This is a genomic window from uncultured Photobacterium sp., from assembly GCF_947502415.1.
Lineage (GTDB): Bacteria > Pseudomonadota > Gammaproteobacteria > Enterobacterales > Vibrionaceae > Photobacterium.
The window spans coordinates 122,675-141,810 of record NZ_CANMZV010000012.1 but is presented as its reverse complement, the minus strand read 5'-3'; the positions used below and the strand labels follow the sequence as shown (position 1 = coordinate 141,810).

The window sequence follows — 19,136 nt, the reverse complement described above, 5'->3', positions numbered from 1 at the left end:
AAATCGGGAACGGTGGCGTAGTACCAAGGTTCCCGATTTTGTATTGTTCGCTGGATGCGGGGCTATACCTCTAGGTAGTCGAGGATCCCTTCTGCGGCTTTGCGGCCTTCGTCGATGGCTGTCACGACTAGATCCGAACCTCGTACCGCGTCACCGCCGGCGAAAATTTTGGCATTGCTGGTCTGGAACTGAAAAGCGCCTTCTGCCGGGGCTTTGATTCTGCCCCATTGATCCAGTTCGACATTATAGGCTTTCAGCCACGGCATCGTATGGGGTTGGAAACCAAATGCCATGATCACGGCATCTGCGGCCAGGACGTGATCACTACCGGTAATCGGTTCAGGACGGCGACGGCCAGCATCGTCGGGTTCACCCAGGGTGGTTTTGATCACCCTGACACCGGAGACGTTGCCTTTGCGGTCGACTTCGATGCTCAAGGGTTGGAGGTTGAACATGAATTTGACGCCTTCCTCGCGGGCATTTTTTACTTCCCTGCGGGAGCCCGGCATATTGGCGGCATCACGGCGATAGGCACAGACTACATTTTTGGCTCCCTGGCGAATAGAGGTTCTGACGCAGTCCATAGCTGTATCCCCCCCACCAAGAACCACCACTCGCTTGCCTTTCATATCAATAAAGCTATTGCTGGTTTCCAGCTCCATTACCCGGTAGGCATTGGAGACTAAAAAAGGCAGTGCATCGAATACTCCGGGTGCGTCTTCGTTGTCGAGCCCGGCTCGCATATTTTTGTAAGTGCCGACGCCGAGAAAGACGGCGTCATATTCGCTAAGTAGCTGCTCCATCTGGATATCTCTGCCTACTTCAGTATTGAGGCGGAACTCAACACCCATTTCGGTAAAGATCTTGCGGCGGTTGATCATTACCTCTTTTTCCAGCTTGAAGGAGGGAATGCCAAAGGTCAGCAGGCCACCGATTTCCGGATAGCGGTCAAAGACGACCGGTTTTACTCCGTTGCGAACTAGGATATCGGCGCAGGCAAGGCCTGCAGGGCCAGCGCCGATTATGGCCACTTTCTTGTCGGTCCATTCGACCTGGGACATATCCGGTTTCCAGCCCATTTCGAACGCTTTGTCGGTAATGTATTTTTCAACATTACCGATGGTGACGGCTCCAAAGTCATCATTGAGGGTGCAGGCACCTTCACAGAGGCGATCCTGAGGGCAAACCCGGCCACAAACTTCCGGTAGGGTATTGGTCTGGTGCGCAAGCTCAGCGGCTTCGATGATCCGTCCCTCATTGGCTAGCTTGAGCCACTGCGGAATGTAGTTATGGACCGGACACTTCCACTCGCAATACGGGTTACCGCACCCGAGGCAGCGGTCTGCCTGCGCTCCGGCCTGCTGCTGGGTAAAGGGCTCGTAGATTTCCACGAACTCAATTTTACGTACTTTCAGTGGCTTTTTAGCCGGGTCGATACGGGCGACGTCGATAAATTGGTAGATGTTCTGGCTCATTCGGTATCCCTTCCTTATTGTGCCTGAACACGCAGTTCAGCAGCTGAGCGGCTCTGGTGACCCAAGAGGGTATTCACATCGGCAGATTTTGGCTTAGCCAGATAGAACCTTGGGATCCACTGATCAAAGTCGGCCAGGATTTCCTGGGCTCGGCAGGAATTGGTTTCTTCCAGGTGACTGTCAATAAGCCCGCGCAGGTGTTCCTGGTGGATTTTCAGATTGTCCAGCGGCAGGGCTTCAATCAGCTCAGGATTGACGCGCCCGGCAAAGTCGCCATCTTCATCCAGTACATAGGCAAAACCACCTGTCATCCCGGCACCGAAGTTAACGCCTGTTTTTCCGAGAATAGCGACGATACCGCCAGTCATGTACTCGCAGGCGTTATCGCCGGCACCTTCAACGACGGCGATGGTGCCAGAGTTGCGGACGGCGAAACGTTCACCGGCCTTACCTGCTGCAAAGAATTTGCCGCCGGTTGCGCCGTACAGGCAGGTATTACCGATAATGGTGGCTTCGTTAGACTTGAAAGCCGAGCCCACCGGCGGACGAATGGCAATTTTGCCGCCGGTCATTCCTTTACCGACATAGTCATTAGCATCCCCGGTAAGATAAAGATTCAGGCCACCGGCATTCCATACCCCGAAAGACTGACCGGCAGTCCCTGTGAGGTGGAGGTTGACGGGGGTTGAGGCCATGCCCTGATTGCCGTAGCGAAGAGCAATTTCTCCGGACAGGCGTGCTCCGATTGAACGGTCGGTGTTGCGGATATCATGGTACAAATCGGCACCGCTGCGACTTTCAATGGCAGGCAAGGCCTCTGATAACAGTGCGCTGCCTAATACTGCCGGGTCAAATGGCGTATTGGGTTCGCTGCAGTAGAGTGTCTTGCCTTCAACGGGTGTCGGTGCATGTAACAGGCTGCTCAGTTCCAGCTTACTTTGCTTGGCGGTATAGCCGTCGAGGATTTCGAATAAGTCGGTCCGTCCGATCAGGTCGGTGAGCTGTTCGACTCCCAGTTTTGCCAGCCATTCCCTGACTTCCTGACCGAGGCCGGTAAAGTAGCTCATTACCTGCTCCGGTAAGCCCTTGAAGAACTCGCGTCGCAGTTTTTCATCCTGGGTTGCTACCCCGGTTGCACAGTTATTGAGGTGGCAGATCCGGAGGTACTTACAGCCCAGAGCAACCATAGGTGCGGTACCGAAGCCGAAGCTTTCTGCGCCGAGGATCGCCGCTTTTACAACATCGAGCCCGGTTTTCAGGCCGCCATCGACCTGGAGTCGGATTTTATGGCGCAGTCCGTTGGCAACCAGGGCCTGTTGCGTTTCGGCCAAGCCAAGTTCCCATGGGCTACCGGCATATTTTACCGAGGTCAGCGGGCTGGCACCTGTGCCGCCATCGTAGCCTGAAATAGTGATGAGATCGGCATAGGCCTTCGCGACTCCGGTGGCGATAGTGCCGACGCCCGGCTCTGATACCAGCTTGACTGACACCAGTGCTTTCGGGTTGACCTGTTTTAAGTCAAAGATAAGCTGCGCCAGATCTTCAATGGAGTAGATGTCATGGTGCGGAGGCGGAGAGATCAGGGTAACTCCGGGTACGGCATAGCGCAGCTTGGCGATTTCGGTTGTCACTTTGTGGCCTGGCAGCTGTCCGCCTTCACCGGGCTTGGCTCCCTGGGCGACTTTGATCTGAATGACGTCGGCATTGGCAAGGTAGTGCGGGGTGACACCGAAGCGGCCGGAAGCGACCTGCTTGATGCGTGAATTTCGTTCGTTACCGAAGCGACGCGGATCTTCGCCACCTTCTCCGGAGTTGGAGTAGCCGCCGAGGCGGTTCATCGCAATTGCCAGTGCCTCATGGGCTTCAGGGCTCAGGGCTCCTATGGACATCGCTGCAGAGTCAAATCGCTTATACAGCTCGGTTGCTTCCTCGATATTGTCGATATCAGTTGAGGTGTCTGATTCTTTGAGTTTTAGCAAGTCACGGATGGCAGCCACAGGTCGGTCGTTGACTTGTTTGGCAAAGGCTAGATAGTCCTGATAATCACCGGTTTTAACGGCTTTCTGCAGGGTACCGACCACATCCGGGTTATAGGCATGGAACTCCCCGCCATGGACGTACTTGAGTAAACCGCCATTTTCGACAGGTTTGCGTTTGAGCCAGGCGCGGCGTGACAGGTTGAACAGATCCTGCTGAAAATCGCTGAAATCGGCCCCGGCTATCCGGCTCGATACGCCATGGAAGCAAAGGTCGACGATCTCTTCGCCTAGCCCCACGGCTTCGAATAGTTTTGAGCAGCGGTAAGAGGCGATGGTTGAGATCCCCATCTTGGACATGATTTTGTACAAGCCTTTGTTCATTCCGTCGCGGAAATTGAGCATGACTTCACGGTAGGGCTTGTTGATGGCACCGTTGTCGACCAGCTCGCCGAGTGATTCATAGGCGAGGTACGGGTAGACGGCAGTCGCCCCGAAGCCAAGCAGGACCGCAAACTGGTGTGGATCACGGGCTGTCGCGGTTTCGGCTACGATATTGGCATCACAACGCAGGTTCTTGTCGACCAGACGGGTTTGTACTGCTCCGACAGCCATCGCTGCCGGGATTGGAAGCGTGTCAGGGTTGATGCCACGGTCGGAGAGTACAACCAGGACGGTGCCATTGCGAACCAGTCGTTCTGCCTGATCGGCAAGATCAGTAATGGCCTGTTTGAGATTTTTTTCTCTGGGATCGTAGTTGATATCAATGATGCTGTTGCGGTAGTACTGGCTGTCGAGTTCCAGCAGCTGAACCAGATCAGAATAGAGTAATACCGGTGATTTGAAGGCGACGCGGTGAGCGTGACCGTCGGTTTCGCAGAAGACATTTACTTCACGACCGATACAGGTTGCCAGTGACATTACGTGTTTTTCCCGCAGAGGGTCAATCGGCGGATTGGTAACCTGGGCAAACATTTGGCGGAAATAGTCGGTGATGGCTCGCTCTTTTGATGACAGTACTGCCACCGGGGCATCGTCACCCATTGAACCCGTTGCCTCCTGACCGTTTTCACCGACAACGCGTAGTACCTGATCCAGCTCTTCGTTGTTGATCCCGAATAATTTTTGGTAGACCTTCAGCTCGCTATCGTTGAAGGCACGGTAGCCGACTTGATCATCCTCCAGCTCTTCGAAGGGAACCAGTCGCTTGACGTGGCTATCCATCCATTCTTTATAAGGGTGACGACTCATCAGTTCGTTATCGATATCGCTGGAATGCCAGATTTTGCTGAACTTGGTATCGATCACCAGCAACTCACCCGGCCCCACCCGGCCTTTTTCGGCCACTTCGTCCGGGGCGTAGTCCCAGATCCCGATCTCGGATGCCAGGGTGATCAGTTTGTCTTTGGTAATTACATAACGGGCCGGTCGCAGACCGTTACGGTCGAGGTTACAGGCAGCATAGCGACCGTCGGACATCACGATACCGGCCGGGCCGTCCCAAGGCTCCATATGCATAGTATTGAAGTCGTAAAAGGCACGCAGTTCAGGATCCATATCCGGGTGGTTTTGCCAAGCTGGCGGTACCAGCATCCGCATAGCCCGGAACAGATCCATTCCGCCAGACAGGAAGAGTTCCAGCATATTGTCGAGGCTGGAGGAGTCGGAACCTGTTTCGTTAACGAAAGGGGCGGCTGCTTGCAGATCAGGCAATAGCGGCGAGGAGAATTTATAGGCACGGGCACGTGCCCACTGGCGGTTACCGGCGATGGTGTTGATCTCACCGTTGTGGGCGAGATAACGGAAAGGTTGTGCCAGTGGCCAGCGTGGTTGGGTATTGGTCGAGAAGCGCTGGTGGAACAGGCAGATTGATGACTCCAGCCGGATATCGCCCAGATCGAGATAGAACTTTGGCAGGTCAGCAGGCATACACAGCCCCTTGTAGACCATCACTTGGGTCGATAGGCTGCAGATGTAGAAGTCAGGGTCGTCATTGATGCGTTTTTCGATTCGGCGGCGGGCAATATAGAGTCGGCGATCGACATCACGAGGCTTCCAGCCTGCAGGGGCATTGATAAAGACCTGCTCGATTTGTGGGAGTGAATCGGTGGCAATCGGTCCCAGAACTTTTGGAACGACGGGAACTTCACGCCAGCCGACAATTGTGAGGGTTTCTTTTGTCAGTTCCTCATTGATGATGGTACGCGCTTGTTCGGCCCTGACGGGATCCTGGCTTAAAAAGATCATGCCCACGGCAAACTCACGGGCGAGTTTCCAGTTTTGCTCTTCGGCGACAATGCGATAAAAGTTTTCGGGCTTTTTCATCAACAGGCCACAGCCGTCGCCAGTCTTGCCATCGGCGGCGATACCGCCTCGGTGGGTCATACGATCCAATGCGGATATAGCTGTACGGACAAGTTTGTGGCTGGTTTCGCCTTCAATATGGGCAATAAGGCCAAACCCACAGTTATCTTTTTCCAGCGTTGGGTCATACAGTGTCATTGCAACTCTCCCTTGCTCCTGCCCATCCGGACAGCTTTACTGCATAATTATGACAATCTCCCTGACCGTCATTTTTGCTTTCAGCTTTAGCTGAAGTTAACGAGAATTTACAAAAAGGTCAAATATTCATCACAAGCCCGCGTGGAAGTAAGAGTTACGTAGACGTTGCATTCTAACTGTTAGCGATGCTTCCATTCCTATCTTGTTGTAACATTGTGCTTACAGCTTGGTGGGTGGAAATACTGAGAGGGAAGAGGATGAAAAGTCGGTGTTTTTCTGAAATATGGTGAATAATTGCCGTTTGATGTTATGCAACAAAGGTTTAATTATTCTTAGCTGTTGCAGTGTCGTTGATTGTTTTGATGGTGGCGGCTGTACGGGTAATAAAAAGCCAGCTCCTGCGAGCTGGCTATATCGGTAGGACAAAAGTGAATAAAATTAAGCTTTAGACAGCATAAGTGAATCCGATTTTGCTTCCAGGTTGGAGTTACCCATCAGGTAATCATCGATTTCACGGGCACATTCGCGGCCTTCGTTGATACAGCGAACAACCAGAGATTGACCGGTACGCATGTCACCGGCGGCGAAGACGCCTTTCTGGTTGGTGGCAAAACCGTTGGTAGAGACATTGCCACGTTCATCCAACTTGATATCCAGCTGGGCCAGTACGCCTGTTGGTTCCGGATGTAGGAAGCCCATGGCGAGGAAAGCCATATCACACGGAATGATGCGCTCAGACCCGGCCACCTCGGTGAAGCTCGGACGTTCGCCTGATTTTGCCTCTTCCCACTGGATATCAGCGATACGCAGTGCCTTGAGATTTCCGTTTTCGTCGCCGATAAACGCCTTGGTCAGGATGTTCCAGTGACGATCGCACCCTTCTTCATGGGATGTCGAGGTTTTCATTATTGTTGGGTATGACGGCCATGGCTGCTTCACCGGGCGTTTTCCCGGCGGTATCGGCATGATTTCTACTTGGGTAATGCTGGTAGCACCATGGCGATTAGATGTGCCGACGCAGTCTGAACCTGTGTCACCGCCCCCAATCACAACGACATGCTTACCCTTGGCATGGATTTCTTCTGACTTCAGCTCCATGTCGTTGGCTCGGCGGTTGTTTTGAGCCAGGAAGTCCATGGCAAAATGCACACCATTGAGCTCCCGTCCCGGGATGGGTAGGTTCCGGGGTACGGTTGAGCCGCCAGTAAGCAAGACAACATCAAAGTCCTGGCGTAGCTGCTGGGCATTGATGTCGACGCCGATGTGGGCATTGACTTCAAACTTGATCCCGGCATCAATCATCAGGTTAATTTTACGGTCAATGATATCCATGCCGAGCTTGAAGTCCGGGATCCCGAAGCGAAGTAAGCCGCCGACTTTTTCGTCGCGTTCGAACACAGTGACGCAGTGTCCGGCACTGTTAAGCTGTTCTGCCGCGGCTAGTCCGGCTGGGCCGGAACCGATAATCGCTACCGTTTTACCTGTGCGGGAACGCGGTGTTTTTGGTTTGGCATAACCTTCACGGTAGGCCGTTTCGACAATGGTTTTTTCGATGTTACAGATGGTAATTGGGTCTTGGTTGATCCCCAGCACACAGCCGCTTTCACATGGCGCGGGACATACCCGGCCAGTAAATTCAGGGAAGTTATTGGTTGAGCTCAGGATATTCCAGGCTTCTTCCCAGCTGTCACGGTAAACCGCGTCGTTGAATTCCGGGATGATGTTACCAATCGGGCATGAGTTATGGCAGAACGGCACACCACAGTCCATACAGCGCGACGCCTGCGTGTTGATTTTGCTACCAAACTCTTCATTCAGAACAAACTCCCTGTTGTTCTGGATCCGCATACCTGGTTCCAGTTTTTGTGGCAATTCACGGCCAAATTCTAAAAATCCTGTAGGCTTACCCATTTACTGCCTCCAACTCTTCCTTGTTTTCTGCTTCCGTTTTGCGCTTCTGTAGGACTGCTTTGTAGTCCCTCGGCATGACTTTCATCATTTTCTGAAGGTTTGCATCGAAGTTGGCGAGGAAAGTCTGCGCGACAGTACTGCCTGTCAGCTCAACGTGCTTGGTCAGCATCGACTGTAGCAAGTTACGGTCTTCTTGCTTGATTGGATCCAGGTCTACCAATTCTGGATTGAGTTTGCTCTGGAAGTCATTAAACTGATCCCAGACGTAAGCGACACCGCCGCTCATTCCGGCTGCAAAGTTACGGCCTGTCTGACCAAGGATTACCGCCACACCGCCGGTCATGTACTCACAGCCATGATCACCAATCCCTTCGACAACGACTTTGGCTCCGGAGTTACGGACACAGAATCGTTCACCGGCCAGGCCGCGGATATAGGATTCACCAGAAGTTGCCCCGTAGAAGCAGACGTTACCGACGATAATGTTATCTTCCGGGACTAAGTTGGAGTTGGCATCCGGATACAGCACCAGGGTACCGCCCGACAAACCTTTACCCCAGTAGTCGTTGGCATCGCCCTCGACCTCGAATGTCACTCCTTTGGCCAGGAAGGCACCGAAGCTCTGACCGGCTGAACCATTGAACTTGATGTTCATTGGCTGCGGTAATCCCTGATCTTTGTAGATTTTGGAGATCTCATTTGACAGCATGGTACCGGCACTACGGTCGGTGTTGATGATGTCAAACTCAGCATCGACTTGCTTGCCTTCACCAAGGGCTGGCGCGGCAATTTCAATCAGCTTGCGGTCAAGTACATTCTCGAGGTTATGGTCTTGTTCTCGCTGGTTATAAATACCGTCTTCCTCGCGCGCAGCTTCGGTAAACAGTACAGGGCTCAGGTCAAGGTTCTGGTATTTCCAGTGGCTGATGTTTTCACGGATTTTTAGTTTCTGCGACTGGCCGACCATTTCATCAATGGTGTGGAAGCCAAGCTCAGCCATGATTTCACGCAGACCTTGTGCCATGTAATGGAAGAAAGTCACGACATCTTCTACGCGTCCGTCAAAGCGCTCGCGCAAGGTCTTGTTTTGGGTTGCGATACCGACCGGGCAGGTGTTCTTGTGACATTTACGCATCATGACACAGCCTTCGACTACCAGGGCCGCCGTTGCGACGCCCCACTCCTCGGCACCCAGCAAGGTTGCCACCGCAAGGTCGCGAGGGGTTTTCATCTGGCCGTCGGTCTGCACCACAATACGGTTACGCAGGCCGTTTTTCAGCAGGGTCTGGTGGGTTTCAGCCAGGCCCAGCTCCCAAGGCAGGCCGGTATGGCGGATGGATGACATCGGTGATGCACCTGTACCACCGTCGAAACCAGCAATCAGGACTACGTCGGCTTTGGCTTTGGCGACACCGGAGGCAATCGTACCAACACCGGCTTCTGATACCAGCTTGACGTTAACACGTCCGGCACGGTTGGCATTTTTCAGATCGTAGATCAGCTGTGCCAGGTCTTCGATAGAGTAAATATCGTGGTGCGGTGGCGGTGAAATCAGGCCAACTCCAGGGGTTGAGTGGCGTGTGGCACCGATCCAGTCATCAACTTTGTCTCCCGGCAGCTGACCGCCTTCACCAGGCTTGGCACCCTGCGCCATTTTGATCTGGATTTCGTCAGAGTTCGTCAGGTAATAGGATGTGACGCCGAAGCGGCCAGAGGCAACCTGTTTGATGGCTGAACGTTCCCAGTCGCCGTTATCTTTTTTCTCGAAACGGGTCGGATCTTCGCCGCCTTCGCCTGAGTTTGATTTTGCGCCGATACGGTTCATGGCGACCGCAAGCGTCGAGTGGGCCTCGTAAGAAATTGAGCCAAAGCTCATCGCCCCGGTTGCGAAACGCTTGAGGATATTCTCGACTGGTTCAACGTCTTCCAGCGGGATTGAACCGGCCGGGTTGTTGATGAACGCTAGCTGGCTACGCAGTGTTGCTGCGCTGTCACCTTGCTCATCAATGGCGCTCGCGTATTGTTTGAATTGTTCAAAATCCTTGTTGCGGGTGGATTGCTGCAGCAAGGAGATAGTTTCTGGGTTGAACAGGTGTTTCTCACCACGCTGTTTCCACTGGTAAACCCCACCGACATCCAGCATCTTGATTGGGATTTCACGGGTCGGGTAGCCAATGCGATGACGAATAAGCACTTCTTGGGCGATATCGTCGATCGTCAGGCCTTGGATCCGTGAAACGGTGCCGGTGAAGTATTTGTCAACGACGGCTTTGCTGATCCCCAGCGCTTCAAAAATCTGTGCGCCATGGTATGACTGAAGGGTCGAAATCCCCATTTTCGAGAAGATCTTGAGCAGGCCACCATTAACACCTTTACGGTAGTTATTGAACAGCTCCTCGACTGACAGTTCCGGATCGAGTTTACGTTTCTTCTGCAAGTCAACCAGGGTTTCTGTTACCAGGTACGGGTTAACCGCGTTGGCACCGTAGCCGACCAATGTGGCGAAATGATGGGTCTCGCGGGCATCACCGGTTTCGACCACGATGTCACACTTAGCCCTTAGTCCTTTGCGGATCAGGTGGTGATGGATGGCGCCGACAGCCAGCATTGCCGGGATTGCGGCGTGGTTAGAGTTCACCGCACGGTCAGTCAGGATGATGATCGAATAGCCATCGATAACAGCATCTTCCGAATATTGGCAGATGCGTTTCAGGGCGCGCTCCAGTTTGCCAGGCTCGCCGTTGGCACGGAATACGATATCAAGGGTTTTGGCCTGCAGGTGCTCGTTGTCGATAGCACGGAGTTTTTCCAGCTCGGCATTGGAAAGGACTGGCGATTCCAGCTCGACTTTCTGACAGTGCTCAGGGGTTTCGGTCAACAGATTCTGATCTTTACCGAGGTAAGTATTCAGCGACATCACCATCCGTTCCCGGATAGGGTCGATCGGCGGGTTAGTTACCTGGGCAAATAGCTGCTTGAAGTAGTTGGACAGGTGCTGTGACTGGTGTGAAAGTACAGCCAACGGCCAATCGGCACCCATGGCGCTCAGTGGCTCGTAGGCGGTTTTCGCCAGCGGAACAATGATGTCGTTCACTTCTTCCGTGCTCATACCAAACGCTTGCTGGTGGCTCAGCAGACGTTCCGGCGTGGGCTGGTGGTGCATGTTTTCCGCTTCTGGCAGGGCCTTAAGGCTTAGCAGGTTGTCTTTAACCCACTGATCGTATGGCTGTGCTGCGGCGATGGTATCTTTGACTTCTTCATCAGAGATGATCCGGCCTTGCTCCAGGTCTGCAACGAAGATCCGACCTGGCTGGAGGCGGCCGCGGAACTGGATGTTTTCCGGCTCGATTTCGACCACGCCGGATTCAGATGCCATAACCAGGAAGTCATCTTTGGTAACGGTATAGCGTGATGGGCGCAGGCCGTTACGGTCAAGGGTGGCACCAACCTGGACACCGTCAGTGAAGCAGACTGAAGCCGGGCCGTCCCACGGTTCCATGATATTGGCATGGTACTGGTAGAATGCGCGGCGCTTCGGATCCATATTTTTGTTTTCTTGCCACGCTTCAGGGATAAGCATCATCAGGGCATGTGGCAGGCTTCGGCCGGACAGAACCAGAAGTTCTAATGCCATATCGAAGTTGGATGAATCTGAGCTGCCTTCCTGGCAGATCGGCAGCAGCATGTCGATTTCCTGCTGGCTGAATAGATCTGATTCAAGAATAGCTTCGCGGGCCTTCATCCAGTTCAGGTTGCCGCGGACCGTGTTGATTTCGCCGTTGTGGGCAATGTAACGGAAAGGCTGTGCCAGGCGCCATTTCGGGAAAGTATTGGTCGAAAAACGCGAGTGAACCAGCGCAAGGGCCGTTACCATGGTCGGATTCAGCAGATCCAGGAAGTATTGGGGAACCTGCTCAGTAGTTAGCTGGCCTTTGTATACCAATGTTTTATATGACATTGAGTTAATGTAGAAGTCATCGCCGATATTGGAGATGCTTTCAAGGCAGACTCGAACTGTGTAGTTACGCAGCACGTACAGCTTTCGCTCAAGAACGGCTGGGTCGAGGTTTGCACCACCGGTAATAAAGACATGTTCAAACTGAGGTTCGGTGCTGAGAGGGTCGTCACCGATCATTGAGTTATCAACCGGCAAAACACGGTAGCCGATAACTTCCAGATCCAGCCGCTTGGCGTTACGTTCCAGAATATCGCGGCATTGCTGGCGCTTGTACTCGTCTTTAGGAAACAGGACGACACCGACACCGTATTGTTCGAAAGACGGTAGTTTTATGCCCAGCTTTACGGTTTCTTCTAATAAAAACTCATGGGGTTTTTGCAGGAGGATACCGGCACCGTCACCACTGCTTGGATCGCAACCCTGGCCGCCACGGTGTTCCATCCTGGCAAGCATATCAAGGGCTTGGGTTACAATTTTATGGGATTTTCGGTTCTTCAGGTGGGCTACAAAGCCGATACCGCAGGCATCGTGCTCCATTTCAGGCACATAAAGCCCCTGAGCATTAAGCTCTTGATCTGTCATAGATACTTCCTTCCAGTTTCAACAGGCATCAATCCAGAGCCTGAGTTATCCCTAATTTGTTATTTTTCATCGCCACTAACCTTTGGGTGGACTCCTGTCCGGTCGGTGAGATGTGTGTTTGCTGTGGGATGAGAGCGTCAATCATAAGCAAACTAAATTCTGTAGCACCTTTGTTCTGGTTTGCAAAAGTGCTAAGACTGCTTGGGGTGGTGGCAGAAATCACTATTTTTTGGAGTGATTTCATTACATTTATTGTTCATAAAATGCACACTGCTGTAACTATCCTACAGTTTTGATTTATTAATTACCAACAAAAATTGGCAGCACTAGAGCATAAAAGTGTTATGTGTATGAATTTCTAGCGCGATTATCTGCTTGAATATTCGATAATGGTTCTCATTGTGAATAAAGCCGGAGAGCACAGGGTAATTATCCATTATTTTAATAAGGTTAATGTGTTGAGCCTATGATTGAGTTTTGTTGTTTTTTGTCAACAGAGCGAAGCAGGATGATGTCGATATAAATTTAAGTCCTGTTTATTGCTTTGACACATTTTCCGGGTGCAGTTTTGGTGTTAACCTGCGATGCTTTTTTCAATTAACAACTCAGGTGACACGATGCAGTTGCACGAACTAGTCAATACTTTTGGACAGGATTTACAGCGGCGCTATGGAGAGAAGGTTCACAAGCTTACCCTGCACGGCGGATTCAGCTGTCCAAACCGTGATGGCACTATTGGTCGTGGTGGCTGTACCTTCTGTAATGTCGCCTCCTTTGCTGATGAGCAGGCCCAGCATAAACCGATCACTGAACAGTTGACCCAGCGTGCAGGTGAAGTTAACCGCGCCAAGCGTTACCTGGCTTATTTCCAGGCTTATACCAGTACCTATGCTGAAGTGCAGACGCTGAAAGCGATGTATGAAGAGGCATTGAAAGCGGCTGATATCGTTGGCTTGTGTGTCGGTACCCGGCCTGATTGTGTGCCGGATGAGGTACTGGAATTACTGGCTGGATACCACCAGCAGGGGTATGAGATCTGGTTGGAACTCGGGTTGCAGACCGCCAATGACAAAACCCTGAAGCGGATCAACCGCGGCCACGACTTTGCCTGTTATGAAGTCATCACCAAGCGCGCCCGGGCGCTGGGGCTGAAAGTTTGCGCTCACCTGATTGTCGGGCTGCCGGGTGATACCCGGGAAGATAACCTTGAGACAATTCGCAAGGTCGTTGATGCCGGGGTTGATGGCATTAAGCTACACCCGCTGCATATCGTCGAAGGCAGTATCATGGGCTTGTCCTGGAAAGCTGGGCGTCTGGCTGAACTTAGTCTTGAGGATTACACCGAGATAGCTTCGGAGATGATCCGCCTGACACCTCCTGAAGTGATCTTCCATCGAGTATCTGCCAGTGCGCGCAGACCCACTCTGTTGGCACCAGTCTGGTGCGAAAATCGCTGGCTGGCGATGACCGAGATTGGCCGTAATCTCGATCAGTTGGGTGCGCAGGGAAGTGCATTGGGTAACCCATTTGTTTATCAGCCTATACCGAGGTGACCTCAAGATGCGCTCCTTTAAGTCTTGCTGAAACAAGCATTTTGAAGTTACTTGGGGATATTGTCGCATCACACTAAATATGTGTTAGATTAGCGGGGGATAATCAGCAATCATTCAATAACATAATGCATACCGCTCGCCCCCGTTTTAGCATCATTAGCCGTCTTGCGCGCCGACCCAGGACGGCTGATATTCAAAATACCTCCGAGAACACCGCCGGTTTGTCCTATTGGTCTTCGGGGCGTATCCCTGCCTTTTTTTTTCTTGCAATTATTAGCCTGCTTTTCCCGCGCACGGGGCTAGCTCTGGGCGGGGAAGATAGCCTTCATAGCCCAATACTGTTTTTTACCCTGATGACCTTAATGCTGCTTGTCGGTGTCGGGCTTGTTGTTTGGGTTTTGTATTACATCGATTCTTCTTCCTTCCGAAAACTCCATGCCGCTTTGGCCAATATGCCGCTGGCGGTAGTGATAGTCAGAAAGAAAGACGGTGTATTGCTGTATGCCAACAGAGGCAGCCAAGAGCTGCTGGGTGTTCGTGAATTGGATGGCTGTTATTTGTATCCGGATGAAATCAGTTCGCAGATGATGTTTGATTTCCTGCGTCCGTTTTCGTTTTACCGGGGATTTCGGAACGTTAGTGAAGAGTTGCAGTTTACTCGTGGGCGGCTAATGAAGTTTCAGGTTTCAGGTCAGCCCGTGCGTTTTAAATGGCAGGCGTCCTGGTTGCTGTTTATTGTCAAACCCCAGGAGTCACAAGCGGCTGATGTCAGATTGGAGCAGGAACAGCGGATCTTCCAGCAGGTGCTGAACTCGCTGTCGGAGCTGGTGTACTACCAGGATAAAAGCGGGCTGGTCATGGGAACCAACAAGGCGTTTGATCGCTTTTGGCATGGCAGGTTTGAAGAAGGGGTGATGGAAGGGGATGACAGTTTTTCCTGTCATAATTCCATTCATTCCTGGACAACGGCACCGGATGGCTCCAGCCGGTTACTGGAAACCAATAAGACGATGTTGATTGGTGATAACGGCGAAGCCATCGGTACTCTTAACATTAGCCATGATGTGACCGACTGGCATGAAATGCAGGAAAACCTTAAGCAGGAGATCGAAAAGCGAGAGATCACTGAGCAGGCATTGGCTCAGCGCAAAAACCTTTTTGACACCATTATGAATGCCAGTAAAGACCCGATAGGGCTTTATAACGAGCATGGCGTTTATGTGGGATGCAATGAGCCGTTTGCTCGATCGTTGGGGTTTCGCAGGGAAGAGCTGCTTGGTAAAAATGCTGCTGAATTGATGGATGAAGAAAGATGGCAGTTATTTTGGGAAACGGATCAGCAGGTGATGCGAGATGGGGTAACCGTCAAGATGGATGACTATGTGATCCTGGATGACGATACGCCAATCTGGTACGAAGTGGTGAAATCACCCTATAAGGATCCGACGGACGGAACTGTTGGCGTGCTGATCATGGCGCGGGATGTGACGGAGCGTAAGATGGCCGAGCAGCAGTTGGCGGATGCTATTATGGAATTGCAGGAACTGAGTTTTGTCGACAGCCTGACCAAGGTTGCTAATCGACGCAGTTTCGATGAGCAGTTGCGTAAGCTGTGGCATACCCATATTCGGGAGCAAAAGCCGCTAACGATGATCTTTTGTGATATCGATAATTTCAAAGCGTTTAACGATAACTATGGTCATCAGCAGGGAGACTTTGCCTTGCGTGAGGTTGCGCAGGTCTTCCAGACAGTCGTTAAGCGCGAGACGGATGAGGTGGCGCGATACGGCGGTGAGGAGTTCGCATTTTTGCTGCCGAATACCGATATGAAAGGCGGTAAGGTGATTGCCGAGAAAGTCCACCGACACTTGGCTGAGAAAGGCATACTTCATCATTATTCGGATGTGGCCGAACAGCTGACGGTGAGCCTGGGTATTGCGACAGTGATGCCGAGGCCGTTTCAGGATTATGGGGATTTGATCGAAATGGCGGATATCGCCCTTTATAGAGCTAAGGCGGCAGGGCGAAACTGTACTATGTCGATGTCAGACCAATAAGGCTGTGAATGAGCCAACGCTATATTTTTGATCTTCAAGGCCTGCGCGAGCAGGCTTTGTTTTATCTGAGAGGCTTATCCTTTGGTTATGGAGCCGAGGCGATTATCATGGTGGCAGCTTTTCATTAGTAGGAATAAATAATGAAACAAATCAAAGTACTGGCTCAGTTCTATGTTGACTTGCTGGTGAAGCTAGGGATTGTCCGTTTCAGCCTGTTGCTGGCGCTGGCACTGGTCGCGCTGGCGGTGTTGGTACAGGTCGGGGTAACTCTGGTGCTGCAGGGAGAGGTGGATAATATCGACATTGTCCGCTCGGTTTTCTTTGGCCTGTTGATCACTCCCTGGGCGGTGTATTTCTTGTCGGTCGTGGTCGATCAGCTTGAGGACTCACGCCAGCGATTGTCGAAGTTGGTGACCAAGCTTGAAGAGATGCGTTCGCGCGACATGCAGCTCAATAAGCAGCTGCAGGATAATATCACCCAGCTTAATCAGGAAATTGAAGAGCGGGTTAAGGCTGAAGAGGCCCGTGAGCTTGCGATGCATGATTTGGAAAACGAAGTCTTTCAGCGTGAAAAAGCCCAGCTGGATCTGGCAGAGCAGAGTGCACTGCTGAAATCCTTTCTTGATGCTTCGCCCGATTTGATCTACTACCGCAATGAGAAGGGGGAGTTTTCGGGTTGTAACCGGGCGATGGAAGAGCTGACGGATCGGACTGAAAAACAGCTGGTTGGGCTTACCCCTAGGGATGTCTACAGCGAGGAGATTGCCAACAAGATTGCTGAAACAGATCAGCAGCTATTTACCCAGAACGTTTCCCTGACCTATGAGCAGTGGCTGGAGTACCCGGACGGTCGCAAGGCGATCTTCGAGCTGCGCAAAGTCCCTTTCTACAGCCGCGACGGTCGTCGTTTGGGGTTGATGGGGTTTGGTCGTGATATTACTGATCGTAAGCAGTATCAGGATGCCCTGGAGAAAGCGAGCCGGGATAAAACGGCCTTTATTTCTACGATCAGCCACGAACTGCGCACACCACTCAACGGGATTGTCGGTTTGAGCCGTATGTTGCTGGAAACCCGCCTTGATGATGAACAGCGGGGCTATATGCGGACGGTTCATGTCAGCGCAATCACACTTGGTAATATATTCAATGACATTATCGACATGGATAAGTCAGATCGTCGTCGGTTGGAGTTACTGCCCAAGCCTCTGGATTTTGAAGAGTTCGTGGTTGAGATGGGGAATATTTCCGGTCTGATGGCTGAGCAGAAAAGCCTGCGTTTTGATCTTGAGCGCCTGAGTGATTTACCGCGTTTTATTGAAGTTGATAGTACCCGACTGCGGCAGGTGCTTTGGAATCTGGTGAGCAACGCCACCAAGTTTACTAAAGACGGTGGTGTGATCCTGTCTGTCAGCAGTGAGATTATTGATCAGCAGGCTGAGATTATTTTTGAGGTCGAAGATAGCGGAATTGGTATCCCTGCTGATGAGCTGGATAAAATCTTTGCCATGTATTACCAGGTTAAGGATGAGAGTGACAACTTGCATGCAGTTGGAACCGGTATCGGCCTGGCCGTGTCGCGTCAGTTGGTACAGATGATGGGAGGTGATATTACCGTTTCGTCTGAGGTTGGAGAGGGCAGTACCTTTACCGTAACCATCCGTGTACCACTGGTGGAAAATGTTGTTGAAGAAGAAGTGATGCCTGCTGTACCACAGCTCAGTCTGAATATATTCATGGTGGAAGATATCGAACTGAATATCACCGTTGCCAAGGCTCTGCTGGAAAGTCTGGGACATCAGGTGACGATTGCAATGCGTGGTGAGGAAGCATTGGAGATGTTTGATCCTGAAGCCTATGATTTGGTATTGCTTGATATTCAGTTGCCGGATATGACTGGCTTTGATATTGCGAAGCAGCTGCGCGAGAAGTATGACTACCTACCAGCTTTGGTTGCCCTGACAGCTAATGTGATTAAGGACAAAGCAGAGTATCTTGAGAAAGGCATGGATGATGCGCTCAGTAAGCCGCTTAGCGTGAAGGCTATCAGTGATGTGATCCAGCGCTTGGTACTGACCTGTCCGATTGATGAGGATGAGCTAATGGAAGAAAAACAGCAGGATGTTGAGGCCCTGGCCCCGAGTGAAGATATGATCAACCAGCTATTGGATCTGGAGATGCTGAGCTCTTATGTTGAGATTGTCGGTACTAAGCCAGTGTACGACAGTATTGCTATGTTTGAGGAGAAGATGCCGGAATATATCGCGATTCTTGATTCGAATATGACGGCTAAGGATAAAGACGGCATTAAGTTTGAGGCGCACAAGATCAAAGGCGCGGCAGGATCTATCGGTCTAAAACATATTCAGCAGGTGGCCCAGAAGGCGCAGTCGCCGGAACTACCGGCATGGTGGGAAAACATCAATGACTGGGTCGATGAAATCAAAGATGGTTATCAGAATGATTTGACTGTCCTGAAAGGCTGGTTAGAGATTAAGGAGAAATCATGATGAAGTTACGGAAAATGACCTGGGTAGCTGCTTGCCTGTTGTTAGCGGCGTGCTCTGAGCCGGAAAAACCGGCATCGACCGAAGCGGAGGCTCCGGTGGTTGAAGCCGAAGCCCAAGAAACACAAAGCCAGACGGAAACCGATACGGCAGAGGTAGCAGAACCTGAAGCCAGTGTGCCGCTAGTAACAGAGATCTGGCAGTCACCGACGGAGCTGACACTCTCGGGAGTGCCTGTTAACCTTCGTAGTGATATTTGGTTAAACAGCATGCCGGTAATTGGCGATGACGGAACCCAACCGGCTGATAAGCTTCATGCGTCGGTGAAATTACAATCAACGGATATGCAGCCTTTACCTGCTGGTATCGAGATCACCCAGGTATTACTGGAACAGGAAGATAAGCAGTGGCTGGTGAAGGATAATCTGGAGGTGCGTGCTGAAGGCGAGCTGACCCTTGAGGTGGTGATGCGGGCCGGCCCTGAGTGGGATCCGGGCAGCTTGGTCGATGTGGCCATAATCTTCACGTTCAACGGTGAAGAATTTAAGCTGGTGCAGCATGATGTGGCGCTTAGCCAAGTATTCTAACTAATGGGTAATACTTGTAAAAAAGGCTCCG

At 51.7% G+C, this 19,136-nt stretch carries 8 protein-coding genes; 4 read left to right on the top strand and 4 right to left on the bottom strand.

Translation table 11 applies throughout. The features are described from left to right. Positions 1–62: 62 nt before the first annotated feature. The 4 genes from Q0852_RS14160 to gltB (Q0852_RS14145) all read right to left on the bottom strand — a co-directional run bounded on the left by Q0852_RS14160 (position 63) and on the right by gltB (Q0852_RS14145) (position 12,404). On the bottom strand, positions 63–1,475 hold the full coding sequence (locus Q0852_RS14160) for an FAD-dependent oxidoreductase (protein WP_299018985.1): 1,413 nt from the start codon (positions 1,473–1,475) through the stop codon (positions 63–65). Positions 1,476–1,489: 14 nt separating this feature from the next. Next, positions 1,490–5,953 carry a glutamate synthase large subunit gene (gene gltB / locus Q0852_RS14155; RefSeq protein WP_299018983.1) on the bottom strand — a complete coding sequence of 1,488 codons (4,464 nt, stop codon included), beginning with the start codon at positions 5,951–5,953 and terminating at the stop codon, positions 1,490–1,492. Positions 5,954–6,391: 438 nt separating this feature from the next. Further along, complete coding sequence (locus tag Q0852_RS14150) at positions 6,392–7,864, bottom strand: glutamate synthase subunit beta (RefSeq protein ID WP_299018981.1); 1,473 nt, start codon at positions 7,862–7,864, stop codon at positions 6,392–6,394. After that, the gene (gene gltB / locus Q0852_RS14145; RefSeq protein WP_299018979.1) at positions 7,857–12,404 is read right to left on the bottom strand and encodes a glutamate synthase large subunit; all 4,548 of its coding nucleotides are present in this window, start codon (positions 12,402–12,404) and stop codon (positions 7,857–7,859) included. The genes Q0852_RS14150 and gltB (Q0852_RS14145) overlap by 8 nt, the downstream gene beginning before the upstream one ends. 617 nt (positions 12,405–13,021) lie before the next feature. Here gltB (Q0852_RS14145) and Q0852_RS14140 point away from each other — a divergent pair. From Q0852_RS14140 to Q0852_RS14125, 4 genes are all read left to right on the top strand, one after another. Next, on the top strand, positions 13,022–13,957 hold the full coding sequence (locus tag Q0852_RS14140; protein ID WP_299018977.1) for a TIGR01212 family radical SAM protein: 936 nt from the start codon (positions 13,022–13,024) through the stop codon (positions 13,955–13,957). Between the two features lie 125 nt (positions 13,958–14,082). Beyond that, positions 14,083–16,014, top strand: a complete 1,932-nt coding sequence (locus Q0852_RS14135; protein ID WP_299018975.1) for a diguanylate cyclase — start codon at positions 14,083–14,085, stop codon at positions 16,012–16,014. Positions 16,015–16,154: 140 nt separating this feature from the next. Beyond that, positions 16,155–18,521, top strand: a complete 2,367-nt coding sequence (arcB, locus tag Q0852_RS14130) for an aerobic respiration two-component sensor histidine kinase ArcB (RefSeq protein ID WP_299018973.1) — start codon at positions 16,155–16,157, stop codon at positions 18,519–18,521. Further along, positions 18,518–19,105, top strand: coding sequence for a hypothetical protein (locus tag Q0852_RS14125; RefSeq protein ID WP_299018971.1), 588 nt, complete (start codon positions 18,518–18,520; stop codon positions 19,103–19,105). The genes arcB and Q0852_RS14125 overlap by 4 nt, the downstream gene beginning before the upstream one ends. Positions 19,106–19,136: the final 31 nt, after the last annotated feature.